Genomic DNA, 13,838 nt, shown 5'->3' with positions numbered 1-13,838 from the left:
TGTTGATGTGAATTCATGAGCCAGACCGCGACCATTTTGGTCATCGATGACGAACCGCAGATCCGCAAATTTCTGCGCATCAGCCTTGCCTCTCAAGGCTACAAAGTGCTGGAGGCCGGCACCGGTGCCGAAGGCCTGGCCCAGGCGGCGCTGAACAAGCCCGACTTGCTGGTGCTCGACCTCGGCCTGCCGGACATGGACGGTCAGCAGGTGCTGCGCGAGTTTCGCGAATGGGCCACCGCGCCGGTGCTGGTGCTGTCAGTGCGGGCCAGTGAAGGGCAGAAAGTCCAGGCGCTGGATGGCGGTGCCAACGACTACGTGACCAAGCCGTTCGGCATCCAGGAATTCCTCGCCCGGGTCCGCGCCTTGTTGCGCCAGGCGCCGGCCGGCGAGGCCCAGCAAGCGGCGCTGACGTTTGGCCCGTTGACCGTGGATCTGGCGTATCGGCGGGTGCTGCTCGACGGTGCCGAAGTGGCGCTGACCCGCAAGGAATACGCGGTGCTGGCGCAACTGGCGCGGCATCCGGGGCGGGTGATTACCCAGCAGCAATTGCTCAAGGACATCTGGGGGCCGACGCATACCGAGGACAGTCACTACTTGCGGATTGTGGTCGGGCATTTGCGCCAGAAGCTGGCGGATGATCCGACGCGGCCACGGTTTATTGTGACGGAGGCGGGGGTTGGGTATCGGTTGTTGAGTGAGAACAGCCTGTAGGTTTTGGGTTGGTTGAGCTGCCGCCTTCGCGAGCAAGCCCGCTCCCACAGGGTTCTCCGGTGTGATTGAAATTTGTGTTTCTCACCGGCCACTGTGGGAGCGGGCTTGCTCGCGAAGAGGCCCTTACAGCCAGTCGAGAACATCAGGGCTCTCTACTCTGCTCACTCTCATACCGATCCAGCGTATCCCGCGCAATTTCCCGTCCCAGCGCGATCAGCTCCGGTGCCTTGTAGAACTCGAAAAACCGGCACACGCGCTTCGGCACGTTGATCAGAATGTCCGGCGGATAGCCGGCGATCTTGTACTGCGCCAGCGAGGTCTGCATCACCTCGAAACTCTGGTTGATCAGATCCAGCAGCGACGCCGGCCCGACGTTGTCGATGATGAACGAACCGGTGGCGGATTTCGGTGCGCCTTCGCGCTCGGGAGCCGCTGCCGGTTGCTGACTTTCCGGCTCGCTGCCTTCCAGCCACGGGTTGATGTCTGCCGCCTCGGCGCGCAAGGCTTCCTGTTCGAGCAACAGCAACTGCTCGGCCTGCTTGCGGCGGAATGGCATCTTCGAACCGAGGGAAGTGAGCAGGCTGTCGAAGCGCGAACGAAACGCGGGTGGACGCTGAATCACCGGCAATTTGTAGTGCCGCTGGTTGGTCGCGTTGAGGTTGACCGCGATGATCAGGTCGCAGTGGCTAGAGACCACCGGCACGATCGGCAACGGGTTGAGAATGCCGCCGTCCACCAGCATCCGGTTGCCCTGCATCACTGGGGTGAACAGGCTGGGAATCGCCGCCGAGGCGCGCATTGCCTGATGCAGGCAGCCTTCCTGAAACCAGATCTCCTGCTGGTTGGTGAGGTCGGCGGCGACCGCAGTGTAGGGGATGCGCAGGTCTTCGATGTTGATCTCGCCGACGATCTTGCGGATCTGCCCGAAGACTTTTTCGCCGCGAATTGCACCGAGGCGAAAACTCACGTCTACCAGCCGCAGCACATCCAGATAGTCGAGGGTTTCGATCCAGGTGCGGTACTCGTCAAGTTTGCCCGCCGCATAGATCCCGCCGACCACCGCGCCCATCGAACAACCGGCAATGCAGGCAATGTCGTAACCGCGTCTTTCGATCTCCTCAATGACCCCGATATGGGCATAGCCCCGGGCGCCACCGGAGCCCAGCACCAGTGCGACACGCTTTTTCATCAAACTTCCTCCCGACAAGGCTCCACAATGCACCCTTCGGGGGGCGGGCGACAATCGCCTGGGTCGCTGGAGACGGCAGGGGCGTCGTTTTTTCGATACTCCGTGATCGCTCGGCGCTATGCTTTGGTCGCCGCAGATTCATGGGGCGCCAAGGCACTTTTCCCGCGCCGCAACGTCTTACCTGCACGACTGTTGACCTATTTTGAGGTGTGAGTGATGAAAGCCTGGATCTGTGTGCCGTTGATCGCGCTGGCATTGGCCGGTTGCGCTGGCAAGACTGCTTATCGGGACAGCTGTGGCAGTCAGCTGGATGCCGCGTGGCATGAACTGGACCTGGCCAAGGCCGAGGGTTTCGCCGGCACGGTCAGCTACTCCAAGGCGCTGTCGTTGCTGACGGCGGCCAAGACTCAGCAGCAATTCGAAGGCTTTGAAGGCTGCAGCAAAAAGGCCGAGAAAGCTCGCTTCTATATTCGCGAATCCCGCGCCGGCCGCTAAGCTGCTGACTTGACGCAAGGATGCGCCTGCCTTCTCACGGCAGACTCATCCTTCAAGCCATGTGAATCAGGAGCAAGCGATGTCTGCGTTGGTGGATCGGTTGGTGGCTCATGTCCTGAGCCTGGAAGTGCGACTGCTGGCCTGTCAGGCGCGCCTGACTGCGCGGACCGACCCCGAGGCGCTGCACGACTTGCGCACCACGGTACGGCGCTTGCGCAGCCTGTTGCGACCCTTGCGTGGTTTGCCGGGAGTGGAACAACTGGAGGGCGCGGCGTCGGCAGTTGGTCAATTGACCACACCGTGGCGTGATCGCGAGGTGTTGGCGGCGTATCTGCTCAAGCATGATCAACCGCAAGCGGCGCAGCGGCGCATGGCGCAAATGGACGAAGCCTATCCAACATTGGCGGCGAGCGCCGAAGTGGCTTCGCTGCTGATTATCCTCGATGCCTTCCCGCGATTCCTGCGTGCTTCCGAGCGCCAGGGCCTGCTCAAGGGCCTGGGCAAACGCATCGAAAAACGCCTGCACAAACAATGGAAGAAACTCGACGAGGCGCTGCACGATCCGGCCCACGACCGCCATCGTCTGCGCTTGCTGATCAAACGCGTGCGCTATGGCATCGAAGCCTATCCGGAACTCGATCGCCTGCCTGAGCCGGCGCTGGCGCGGTTGAAGTCGGCGCAGGGCGCGTTGGGTGACTGGCACGATTGCTGGCAGTGGCTGGCGCGGGCCGAACTGGAAAGCGATCTGCAACCCTGCGTCGCGACCTGGCAGGCGGGCCTGATCAAGGCTGAAGCCAAGGCGGATCGGGTGCTGGAAAAACTCAGCGCTGCCTGCTTCAAATCCTGAATCCACTCAGATCCCCTATGGGAGCGGGCTTGCTCGCGAAAGCGGTGTGTCAGGCACAGATGTGTCTACTGATACACCGCTTTCGCGAGCAAGCCCGCTCCCACATTCGAATATCTTCCTGACCTTAAGGCCTTTCTGTCAGTCCATTTGACCGGAATAGACGCTGCGGCGCTCTGCCATGCTGGTTAAGATCGCTGCATTCCTTTTTTCGCTTGCCGAGGTTGTCATGCGCTTTTCCGATCTGATCGAGGCGGTCCGTCGCCAGCCAGAAGTGACCATTCCTGCCGAGTGGGGTCAGGGGCGAGCCAGTTTTGGTGGCCTGGTGGCGGCGCTGCAATACGAGACCATGCGCGCGAAAGTGCCTGCTGATCGCCCGGTGCGTTCGTTGGCGATCACCTTTGTCGGCCCGGTCGAGCCGCAAGTGCCCGTGAGTTTTGAAGTCGACGTGTTGCGTGAAGGCAAGGCAGTCAGCCAGGTGCTGGGCCGGGCTGTGCAGAACGGTCAGGTAGTGACGATCGTGCAGGGCAGCTTTGGCGCTTCGCGGCCTTCGGAAGTGGCCGTTGCCGCCTATCCGGCAGCCGAAATGAAACACTGGGATGAATGCCAGGAGTTGCCCTACATCAAGGGCGTGACCCCGGAATTCATGCGGCATCTGGCGATGCGCTGGAGTGTCGGCGGCATGCCTTTCACCGGCAACACATCGCGGCAGATGGGCGGCTGGGTGCGTTTGCGTGGGGACGTCAAGGAAGAACCGGTCAATGAGGCGCATCTGCTGGCGCTGGTGGATGCGTGGCCACCGGCCTTGTTGCCGTACCTGAAGAAACCGGCACCGGGCAGCACGCTGACCTGGACCATCGAATTCGTGCAGCCGCTACGCGACCTGAGCACGCTGGACTGGTGCAAATACCTGGCAGACATCGAATACGCCGCCGACGGCTACGGCCATGTCGCCGCCAAGCTGTGGAGCGCGGAGGGGGAGTTGATCGCCATGAGTCGGCAGACTGTGACGATTTTTGCCTGAATCATTCAATGCCGACGGTGGCGCTCCCGCCAGGCGCGCCACCAGCCGCCACTGAGAAAGAACCGTGGAAAGGTCAGGAACTGCTCGACCAGCAAGCGTGACACGGCATCTTTGCGATCACTGAACGGCTCGGAGGCTTGCGCCTCCAGGCTGTGGCCGTGGCGCTGCAGACCCAGCGCCGCGACAATCCCGATCACGCCGATCGCCACACTCGCCAGACTCAGGCTGAACACGCCGGACACGATCAACAGAAATGCAACGATGAACAGCGGCACGGCAATCAGGTGCAACACCAGATTGGTCGGGTGCTGGTGATTGTTCGGGTACGCGCGCCATTGCCACGCGGGAAGATTGGGGTGACGTTTGCCCATGTTGACTACTCCTCGATCCATGTTGAACACATGGTTGAAGAATAGGCCGGGGCGGATAGGGCGGCGAATCAAGGTTGGCTATGGCGGTGATAGGTGCAATGGCTGGATTCGATGGTGTTGCAATTGACGCCATCGCGAGCAGGCTCACTCCTACAAAGGATCTGCTGCGCACACAAATCCCCTGTAGGAGTGAGCCTGCTCGCGATGAGTCCCTTAAAGTTTGAGTTGACCGATGGCCTTGCTCAATTCCCCGGCCAACGTCGCCAACTCATTGCTGGTGGTCGCTGAATCCACGGTCTGCTGCACGGTGTTTTCGGTCACATCACGAATGCTCACCACCGCCCGATTCATCTCTTCCGCGACCTGACTCTGCTGCTCGGCCGCCACCGCAATCTGCGTGTTGCTCTCGCGCATCTGCGCCACGGCGCCAGTGATTTCCGCCAGCGCCTCGCCAGCCTCCTGCGCCTGCTGCACGCAGTCGTCGGCCTTGTACGAACTCTCCTGCATGAAGTCCACCGCATCGCGGGTCCCGGCCTGCAGTGCCGAGACCATGGTGGTGATTTCATCGGTGGAGGTCTGCACACGCTTGGCGAGGTTGCGCACCTCATCAGCGACCACCGCAAAACCGCGGCCCATCTCGCCGGCACGCGCTGCTTCGATGGCGGCGTTGAGCGCCAGCAGGTTGGTCTGCTCGGCGATGCTGTGAATCACACTGACCACGCCGTTGATCTTCTGACTGTCCTCGGCCAGACGCTGGATCATCTCGGCGGTCTGCTGCACACCGCTGGAGAGTCCGGCAATCGACTGTTGCACGCGGCTGACCACTTGCTGGCCACTGCCGGCCAGACCATCGGCGGTCTGCGACAGGTCGCGAGTGGCGCCGGCGTGCTGGGCGATGTGATAAACCGTGGCGGTCATTTCATTAATCGCGGTGGCGGCCTGATCGGTCTCGCTCTGTTGACCGAGCATGCCGTGGCGCACTTCGTTCATGCTCGCCGCCAGACGTGCGGCGCCGACGTCGAGTTGCCGCGCGGTGTTGGCAACGGTGGTGACCACCCGCTGATAACCGGCCTGCATCGCGTTGAACGCATTAGCCATTTGTCCGACTTCGTCCTTGCAGGCCAGCGGCACGCGGGCCGAGAGGTCACCGCTTTTCTCGACGTGCAGCATCACATCCTTCAACGTGTTGAGCTGACTGAGCAGGAAGCGGATCAGCAACTGCGAAGCGCCGAGCATGGCCAGCATCAGGATGAACACCGCCACCGCGTAGTTGGCAAAGCGTTCACTGAACACTTGCGCCAGGCTCGGGCCATAGGCGATGACCGCGACTTGCTCGCCGTCGCCACGACTGAACACTTCGGCGCCCAGCAGCGGGTTGTTGCCGAACAGCGGCAGATGATTGATCTCGTTCCAGCCGTTGCTGTCGCTGATCTCCAGCACCGGTTGATCGTTGAGGCGCGGCACTTCACCGCGTTTGAAGGTCAGCACCTGATCGGCCTTGGGCAGCGCCTGCCCGGCCGGCCAGGCCTTGAGCAATTGTGCCTGGGCTTGCGCGGAGGTTCTCGACGCGTGGCTGCGGGCCTGCTGCTCAAGTTGCACGGCGTACAGCACCAGCAGCAGGGTGGTGACGAAAGCGACCGCATTGACCGCCCAGAATTTGTATTTCAGCGAGATATTGCTAAGCCAGGCACCCATGGAGGTCTTCTCTGATAGCGGAAACAGTTTTGGCAAGGTGCCAGCATTGTGCCGCTATGCAGATCTGCGGATCTTGATATGGGTCAACAGGTTCTACGCTGAGCCCCTTGTGGGAGCGGGCGTGCTCGCGAATGCGCTGTGTCATCCAGCTTATTTCTGCCTGACACACTGCTTTCGCGAGCAAGCCCGCTCCCACAGGGGGACTCTGGTGTGTCAGGGCAGGGCGGGGAGGTTGAAGAACGCGCGGGCGCACGCCGTTGTGTGCGCAGCCAGATCTGCCTCGGTCTCGCCGCGATGCAACGCCACTTCGCGCAGCACCTCGGTCAGATACGCCGGTTCATTACGGCCGTTTTTGGGTTTCGGTCGCAGGGTGCGAGGCAGCAGATAGGGCGCGTCGCTTTCGAGCATCAGCCGGCCGCGCTTGATCTCCTTGACCAGTGGATGCAGATGCGTGCCCCGGCGCTCGTCGCAGATCCAGCCGGTGATGCCGATGTGCAGGTCCAGATCGAGGTAACTGAATAAGGCTTTCTGCTCGCCGGTAAAGCAGTGCACCACGGCGGCGGGCAGTTGATCGCGGAAGTCCCTGAGGATTTCCAGCAGACGCTGACTGGCATCACGTTCGTGCAGGAACACCGGCAACTGCAGTTCTACCGCCAGCGCCAGATGTTCTTCGAGGACTTTTTCCTGTTGCGGGCGTGGCGAGAAATCACGGTTGAAATCCAGCCCGCATTCGCCCACGGCGACTACATTCTGCTCTTGCAGAAGGCTGCGCAAACGGCGCGCGCTGTCAGCGTTCCAGTCACTGGCCGAATGCGGGTGAATACCAGCGGTGGCAAACAGCTGCTGGCCGTTTTCATCCAGTTGCCGGCACAGCTCCAGTGCCTGTTCGCTACCCTCGACGCTGGTGCCGGTCAGCACCAGTTGGCAGACCCCGGCCGCGTAGGCGCGGTCGAGTACGGCCTGATGTTTTTCGGCGAAACTGGGGTTGGTCAGGTTGACGCCGATATCGATGAGTTGCATGGTTCTACCTCGGGCCGAAGGCCGGAAAGCATACCAGAGCTGTAGATTTATAAGAAAAGCCAAGAACTACAACGAGTTATAGCTGTCTTTTGATGCCGCGACGCAGCCCGGGTTGGCAGAAAAGCCATCACTGTGCCAGTCTCTCGCACTTTGCCAGCGCTCCAGGCGCTCTGTTTTCGTCGGTGATTTCGACCGTTCAGCGGTGAAACCACCCCGTATTCTTTCCGGAGAGTGGATGCATCGTCCCTCGGTTTTGCTCCTGTTGTGTGCGTCGCTGCTGCTGCCGATAACGGCGGTTGCGCGCCTGCCCGGGCCACAGCAAGCCATGCCGGCCGCCAAGGTTCGCGACCTGTCGGAGATTCGCAGCAGTCGCGTGTTGCGCGTGCTGGTCAACCAGAGCCGCAACAGCTCCGGTGAAGTCCAGGGTCAGGCCATCGGCGTCGAATACCATCGCCTGCGCGCCTTCGAGCAATACCTCAATGGCCACGCCCGCGATGGTCAGGAAATCACCCTCAAGATTATTCCCAAAGCCAAGGATCAACTGCTCGGTGCCTTGCAGCGCGGCGAAGGTGATCTGGTCGCGCCGGGCGAATTGCTTGAGCTGCAACCCGGCCGCGCGGTGGCCAGTAGCGAGCCGATCGCCAGCAACGTGCCGCTGGTGCTCGTCGGCATCAAGGGCGAGCGCCGTTACACCAAAGTAGAACAGCTTTCAGGCAAGACCCTGGCGTTGCCGACCGGCAGTGCGGCGGGGGAGGCGGTCAGCCAGCTCAATCAGAAACTGGCGTTGCACAAACTGGCGCCGATCAAGATCGAATGGGTCGATCCGACGCTGGCGGTCGAGGACGTGCTGGAGATGGTGCAGGGCGGGATTTTCCACCTGACTATCGTTGAGCAACCGATCGCCGAGCGCTGGGGCAAGATCCTGCCCAAGCTGCGTTTCGACCGGCAATTGGTGATCAGCGAGCCGGGTGAGGAGTACTGGTTTGTACGCCGGGATGCCTCGATGCTGCGGGCGAGCATCGATCGCTTCCTGGTCGGCTACAAGAAACCGTCGAACGAGGATGCGGAGTTTCTGCGGATCTATCGACGGCTCTACAAAGTGCATTATCCGTTGGCCAAGGCTGACCGTCAGCGTCTGGAGAAACTGCGCCCGACCCTGCAAAAACACGCCGACGCGCAAAGCATGGACTGGCTGAATCTGGCGGCGCTGGCGTTCAAGGAATCGGCGCTGCAACCCAATGCGCGCAGCGGTAGCGGCCCGACCGGGCTGATGCAGATCACCCCGTCTGCGGCGCAGCGGGTCGGGGTGAACAACATTCAGAATCTCGATGCGAATGTGCAGGCCGGGGCCAAGTACCTGGCGATGATTCGCCGCAAGTTTTTCAACAGTCCGAAACTCAATGAGCGCGAGCGCATGGCGTTCACCCTGGCGGCCTACAACATCGGCCCGGAGCGTGTGCAGGGCATGCGCGCCGAGGCACGGCGGCGCGGGCTGAATCCGAACCAGTGGTTCTTTCAGGTCGAGCGCATCGCTATGGAGCAGGTGGGCATGGGGCCCGTCAGCTATGTTAATAGCGTGAACAAGTACTACCTGGCGTTCGATCGGGAGCGGGAATCACTGGAGCCCCGGGGCCAGAAAGTCGCCTCACGGAAATGATCTAATAATTTGATTGTTATGGCGGAATAATTGCGCTTTTAACATGAATTTAACTGATTAATATAGCGACCAATCCCAACACACTTCTCGCAAAACAAGGAATGCCCCATGAGTTCTCTGATCAACAAAGTTCTGTTCACCCGCGCCGGTTATGGCCTGACCATTCTGCGCATTGCGGTCGGCGTGATCTTCGCTGCCCACGGTTCGCAAAAGCTCTTCGGTATGTTCGGTGGTTACGGTCTGGCGGGCACCGCGCAGTACATGGACAGCATCGGTCTGCACCCGGGTTACCTGATGGCCACGCTGGCCGGCGGTACCGAGTTCTTCGCCGGTCTGGCGCTGATCATCGGCCTGCTGGCGCGCCCGGCGGCGCTGGGGCTTACCTTTCTGTCGCTGGTGGCGATCTTCACCGTGCACATCAGCAACGGTCTGTTCATGGCCAACAACGGTTACGAGTTCGCTCTGGCGCTGCTCGGCGGCAGCCTCGCGGTGATGATCGAAGGCGCCGGCAAGCTGTCGGTGGATCGCGCCATCGCCGGTTGAACGCTCTGGATCAAGCAAAAGGCCCGCATTGTGCGGGCCTTTTTTGTTGCGGCCGATTCTTGACACTCATCGGTCACGTTATCTAGGATGTTGCTCATGCGCCGATTTAAACAGCTACTTGCGGGGCGCCAGGTGACTCAGACAGTTGCCGTCAGAAGCCGGAACAGGGCTTCGAAATACCGCTAAAGCGCTGGTTCGGTGTTGCCTCTCACCTGCCATGCAGACTTTTGAGGCAGAGACACGACACGATGAATGCACTACGCCCTCCAGCACGTCCCGCGCCGATCACGGCACATATCACCCAGCGCAACCCGAAAATCCTGCTTGGCGGCAAACATCAGCCGACGCTGTTGCGTTATCTCGATGGCTGGCCACGTCGCAGCGGCGGTCCTGCCGCGTTCCTGATCCAGTTCGTTGAAGACGGCGAGTCGCTGGCGCGGTTTGCCAGTGACAGTTTTGACCTGGCGGTGATTCAGGCGCCGAGCGCTGAAGACGCCCCGGAAATGATCAAGCAATTGGTGCGTGTTGCGCGGCAGGGTTTGATCACCCGCCGCTGAAACGCTCAGGGATATTCGATCGCCACGATATAGACAAACTGCTCACCGGTTGGCGTCTGTACCCGGACTTCGGCGTCCAGCGCCTTGCCGATCAAGGCGCGGGCCAGCGGTGAGTCGATGCTGATCAGGCCCAGTTTCAGATCCAGTTCATCCGGGCCGACGATGCGGTAGCGCGACTGCTTGCCGTCTTCGTCCTCGATGGTGACCCAGGCGCCGAAGTAGACCTTGTTCGGATCGCTGGGTTTTTCGCTGACGACCTTCAGTGCTTCGAGACGCTTGGTGAGAAATCGCACGCGGCTGTCGATCTCGCGCAGCATTTTCTTGCCGTAGGTGTACTCGGCGTTTTCCGAGCGATCACCCTGCGCCGCTGCCTCGCTGACCGCTTGCGTCACTTGCGGGCGGCGCACATGCCACAGCTCATGGAATTCGGCGCGCATCCGCGCTTCACCTTCAGGGGTGATCAGCGCGGTGCCGGCGGTGCGGGGAGGGCGATAACGGCTCATGGAAACTTCTTGTGGTGACGAAGGCTGGAGTCTATCAACCCTCGCGCAAGACTGTCAGCGGGCTCGCATTCAATGCCCGACGCGTGCCGAACACGCCGGCACCACCAATCAGTGCGGCACCAATCAATGGCAGCACCAGCAACCACGGATGCGGATGCCAAGGTAGATCGAAGGCAAAGCGATACAACACCAGACTCACCACTTCCGAACCGATGGCCGCGAGCAAACCGCTGACCGCACCGAGCAAGCCGAACTCGATGCGCCGGGCCTTGACCAGCAATTGCCGTTGCGCGCCCAGCGCGCGTAACAGCGCGCCTTGGCGAATGCGTTCGTCCAGGGTTGCCTGCAAGCCGGAGAACAGCACCGCCATCCCCGCCGCCAACACGAACAACAACACGTATTCCACCGCCAGGGTGACCTGGGCGAGGATGCTGCGCAGTTGTTCGAGCAAGGCTTCGACCTGAAGGATGGTCACCGCCGGGAAGGCTCGCGACAGCTCGACGATCTGCTGATCGTGACCGGGGGCCAGATAGAAACTGGTCAGGTAGGTGGCCGGCAGATCCTTGAGGGTGCCGGGCTGGAAGATCATGAAGAAGTTCGGCTGGAAGTTATCCCAGTTGATCTCGCGCAGGCTGGTGACCTTGGCTTCACGATTGACCCCGCCCACGCTGAACACCATGTGATCGCCGAGTTTGAGCTTGAGGCTGTCGGCGACTTTGCCTTCAACCGATACACCCGGTACGTCCTCCGAGGGTTGCCCGGTCCACCACGTACCGGCGGTGAGCTTGTTGCCAGCCGGGAGGTCGGCGGCCCAGGTCAGGCTCAAGTCGCGTTGCACCGCGCGGTCGCCGGCCGAATCCTTGCTGACGATCTGCTGCACCGGGTCGCCGTTGATGCTGATCAGCCGTCCTGGCACTACAGGGTACAGTGGCGCTGCTTGTGCGGACACCTTGATCAAATGATCGGCGAAGGCTTGCTTGTCCCCCGGCAGGATGTTCAGGGCAAAGTAGTTCGGAGCATTTTTCGGCAACTGGTTTTGCCAGGTGTCCAGCAATTCGCCACGCAGCAGGGCGATCAACGCCATCGACAGCAGGATCAGACCGAACGCCAGCGCTTGCCCGGCCGCCGCCAGCGGATGACGCAACAGCTGGCCCAGACCGAGGCGCCACGGCAGCGGCGCGCGGGCGAGCATCCTCCGCAGGCTGTTGAGCAACAACAGCAGCAAGCCACCCAGCACCAGCGCCGCGACCACGCCACCGCCGAGCAGGGCGAAGGTCAGCAGCAGATCTAGACTCAGGCGCCACATGATCAACCCGAGAGCGCCCAGTGCCGCGCCATAGACCATCCAGGTACTCGACGGAATCGGCAGCATGTCGCGGCGCAGTACCCGCAGCGGCGGTACGCGACCCAGCGCGGCAAGTGGTGGCAGAGCGAAGCCGGCGAGCGCCACCAGCCCGGTGCCGATCCCGGCGAGCGCCGGGAACAGACCGCCCGCTGGCACATCGGCAGGCAGAAGATCATGCAAAAGAGCGAACAGTCCCAGTTGTGCCAGCCAGCCGAGCACTGCACCGCTGAGCGCGGCAAACAGCCCCAGCACGGTCAGTTGAATGCTGAACAACAGCATGGTTTCCCGACGCGACAAACCGAGGCAGCGCAGCAAGGCACTGGCATCGAAGCGGCGACTGGCGAAGCGATTGGCCGACAGCGCCACGGCTACACCGGCCAACAGCACCGCGACCAGACTGGCCATGTTCAGATAACGCTCGGCCTTGCCCAGTGCACCGCCAATCTGCCGGTTACCGTCGCGCGCATCCTGAATGCGCTGATTGGCGGCCAGGCCGGGTTTGATCAGTTGTCGATAGGTTTCCAGTGCCTGCGGTTCGCCGCGCCACAGTTCGCGATAACTCACGCGGCTGCCGGGTTGCACTACGCCGGTGGCGGCGAGGTCATCGAGGTTGATCATCACCCGAGGCGTGAGGCTGTAGAAGTTGCCGGCGCGATCCGGCTCGTAAGTCAGCACGCGGGTCAGCTTCAGGGTTTTCATGCCGACGTCGATGCTGTCGCCGATCTTCAGATCCAGCGCAGTCAGCAGACGAGCTTCGACCCACGCTTCACCGGGTTGCGGTTCGCCGCCAGCGGTTTCACTTGCAAACGGGGCGGCGGCACTTTTCAGTTCGCCGCGCAGTGGATAGGCGCGGTCGACGGCTTTGATGCTCGATAACTGAATGCCGTTGTCGGTGGCGATGACGCTGGAAAACTCCACCACCTGCGCATGATTCAGGCGCAACTCGGTGCCGCTCCTGATCTGTTCCTCCCGCGCCGGTGAACTGCCTTCAAGCACCAGGTCGGCGCCGAGGAACTCGGTGGCACGCAGCATCATCGCGCCGTTGAGGCGGGCGCCAAAGTAGCCGATGGCGGTACTCGCGGCCACCGCCACCAGCAAGGCGAAGAAAAGCACGCGCAATTCACCGGCGCGGGCATCGCGCAGTAACTGGCGGATGGCGAGACTGAACAGGCGCAACAGCGGCAGACGTGCCATCAAGGCTCCAGAGGGGCGACCAGCAGCCCGGCTTCAAGTCGGATCAGGCGCCGGCAGCGATGGGCCAGGCGTTCGTCGTGAGTCACCAGCACCAGGGTGGTGCCGCGTTCCTTGTTCAGCTCGAACAGCAAGTCACTGATGCGCTCGCCGGTGTGGCTGTCGAGATTGCCGGTAGGTTCGTCGGCGAACAACACGTCCGGCTCGGCAGCGAAGGCCCGGGCAATCGCCACGCGCTGTTGTTCGCCGCCGGAGAGCTGGCGCGGCGAGTGCGTCAGGCGCTGGCCGAGACCGACTCGTTGCAGCAGTTCGGTGGCGCGTTCGCGAGCGTCTTTGCGGCCATCGAGTTCCAGCGGCAGCATGACGTTTTCCAGCGCGTTGAGGCTGTCGAGCAGCTGGAATGACTGAAAGACGAAACCCACGTGTTCGGCACGGATGCGCGCGCGCTGGTCTTCGTCGAGATTACCCAAAGATTGCCCGGCGAGAATGACTTCGCCGCTGCTCGGCAGGTCAAGGCCGGCGAGCAGGCCGAGCAGGGTGGATTTGCCGGAACCGGACGCGCCGACGATGGCCAGGCTGTCGCCCTGGTTCAGTTCCAGGCTGAGTTCGTGCAGGATAGTCAGTTCACCTTCCGCGCTGGGAACCACTTTGCTGAGGTTCTTCGCGGTGAGAATGCTTGCGCCCATGGAG

The 13,838-nt window shown here is 61.8% G+C and carries 14 protein-coding genes; 7 read left to right on the top strand and 7 right to left on the bottom strand.

Translation table 11 applies throughout. The features are described 5' to 3' along the window. The first annotated feature begins 15 nt into the window (after window positions 1-15). Window positions 16-714 (top strand): response regulator, encoded by a 699-nt coding sequence (locus ACS4NR_RS13290; protein ID WP_007963684.1) that lies wholly within the window; start codon window positions 16-18, stop codon window positions 712-714. A 142-nt stretch (window positions 715-856) separates the two neighbouring features. Here ACS4NR_RS13290 and ACS4NR_RS13285 read toward each other — a convergent pair whose 3' ends face one another. Beyond that, the gene (locus tag ACS4NR_RS13285; protein ID WP_095137287.1) at window positions 857-1,903 is read right to left on the bottom strand and encodes a patatin-like phospholipase family protein; all 1,047 of its coding nucleotides are present in this window, start codon (window positions 1,901-1,903) and stop codon (window positions 857-859) included. A gap of 216 nt (window positions 1,904-2,119) precedes the next feature. Here ACS4NR_RS13285 and ACS4NR_RS13280 point away from each other — a divergent pair, with 216 nt between their 5' ends. From ACS4NR_RS13280 to ACS4NR_RS13270, 3 genes are all read left to right on the top strand, one after another. After that, window positions 2,120-2,398: a hypothetical protein gene (locus ACS4NR_RS13280; RefSeq protein ID WP_041069470.1), complete on the top strand. Its 279-nt coding sequence runs from the start codon at window positions 2,120-2,122 to the stop codon at window positions 2,396-2,398. Between the two features lie 79 nt (window positions 2,399-2,477). Next, window positions 2,478-3,245: a CHAD domain-containing protein gene (locus ACS4NR_RS13275; RefSeq protein ID WP_456020322.1), complete on the top strand. Its 768-nt coding sequence runs from the start codon at window positions 2,478-2,480 to the stop codon at window positions 3,243-3,245. Window positions 3,246-3,471: 226 nt separating this feature from the next. Continuing rightward, window positions 3,472-4,266, top strand: a complete 795-nt coding sequence (locus tag ACS4NR_RS13270) for an acyl-CoA thioesterase (protein WP_456020321.1) — start codon at window positions 3,472-3,474, stop codon at window positions 4,264-4,266. Between the two features lie 5 nt (window positions 4,267-4,271). Here ACS4NR_RS13270 and ACS4NR_RS13265 read toward each other — a convergent pair whose 3' ends face one another. From ACS4NR_RS13265 to ACS4NR_RS13255, 3 genes are all read right to left on the bottom strand, one after another. After that, window positions 4,272-4,637 (bottom strand): Mpo1-like protein, encoded by a 366-nt coding sequence (locus tag ACS4NR_RS13265; RefSeq protein ID WP_047295495.1) that lies wholly within the window; start codon window positions 4,635-4,637, stop codon window positions 4,272-4,274. 213 nt (window positions 4,638-4,850) lie between these two features. Continuing rightward, window positions 4,851-6,332 carry a methyl-accepting chemotaxis protein gene (locus tag ACS4NR_RS13260; protein ID WP_456020320.1) on the bottom strand — a complete coding sequence of 494 codons (1,482 nt, stop codon included), beginning with the start codon at window positions 6,330-6,332 and terminating at the stop codon, window positions 4,851-4,853. A 213-nt stretch (window positions 6,333-6,545) separates the two neighbouring features. Beyond that, window positions 6,546-7,352: a TatD family hydrolase gene (locus ACS4NR_RS13255; protein ID WP_456020319.1), complete on the bottom strand. Its 807-nt coding sequence runs from the start codon at window positions 7,350-7,352 to the stop codon at window positions 6,546-6,548. Window positions 7,353-7,587: 235 nt separating this feature from the next. Here ACS4NR_RS13255 and ACS4NR_RS13250 point away from each other — a divergent pair, with 235 nt between their 5' ends. The 3 genes from ACS4NR_RS13250 (at window position 7,588) to ACS4NR_RS13240 (ending at window position 10,109) form a co-directional block, all read left to right on the top strand. Next, window positions 7,588-9,009: a transglycosylase SLT domain-containing protein gene (locus tag ACS4NR_RS13250; RefSeq protein ID WP_456020318.1), complete on the top strand. Its 1,422-nt coding sequence runs from the start codon at window positions 7,588-7,590 to the stop codon at window positions 9,007-9,009. Window positions 9,010-9,117: 108 nt separating this feature from the next. Further along, complete coding sequence (locus tag ACS4NR_RS13245; RefSeq protein WP_115984016.1) at window positions 9,118-9,552, top strand: DoxX family protein; 435 nt, start codon at window positions 9,118-9,120, stop codon at window positions 9,550-9,552. Window positions 9,553-9,800: 248 nt separating this feature from the next. After that, complete coding sequence (locus tag ACS4NR_RS13240) at window positions 9,801-10,109, top strand: hypothetical protein (protein WP_016985510.1); 309 nt, start codon at window positions 9,801-9,803, stop codon at window positions 10,107-10,109. A 5-nt stretch (window positions 10,110-10,114) separates the two neighbouring features. On the opposite strand, the gene greB is transcribed toward ACS4NR_RS13240, so the two are convergent. From greB to ACS4NR_RS13225, 3 genes are read right to left on the bottom strand one after another with little or no spacing between them, the layout of a single operon-like run. Next, window positions 10,115-10,612, bottom strand: coding sequence for a transcription elongation factor GreB (greB, locus tag ACS4NR_RS13235; protein WP_016770885.1), 498 nt, complete (start codon window positions 10,610-10,612; stop codon window positions 10,115-10,117). Window positions 10,613-10,646: 34 nt separating this feature from the next. Then, window positions 10,647-13,151: an ABC transporter permease gene (locus ACS4NR_RS13230; protein WP_456020317.1), complete on the bottom strand. Its 2,505-nt coding sequence runs from the start codon at window positions 13,149-13,151 to the stop codon at window positions 10,647-10,649. Next, complete coding sequence (locus tag ACS4NR_RS13225; protein WP_003226816.1) at window positions 13,151-13,834, bottom strand: ABC transporter ATP-binding protein; 684 nt, start codon at window positions 13,832-13,834, stop codon at window positions 13,151-13,153. Before ACS4NR_RS13225 ends, ACS4NR_RS13230 begins: the two co-directional genes overlap by 1 nt. Between the last annotated feature and the right edge of the window lie 4 nt (window positions 13,835-13,838).

The sequence above is a fragment of the Pseudomonas sp. JQ36 genome (assembly GCF_053851495.1).
Note: the sequence above shows the minus strand (reverse complement) of the source record. Positions and strands in the feature narration are given on the sequence as shown.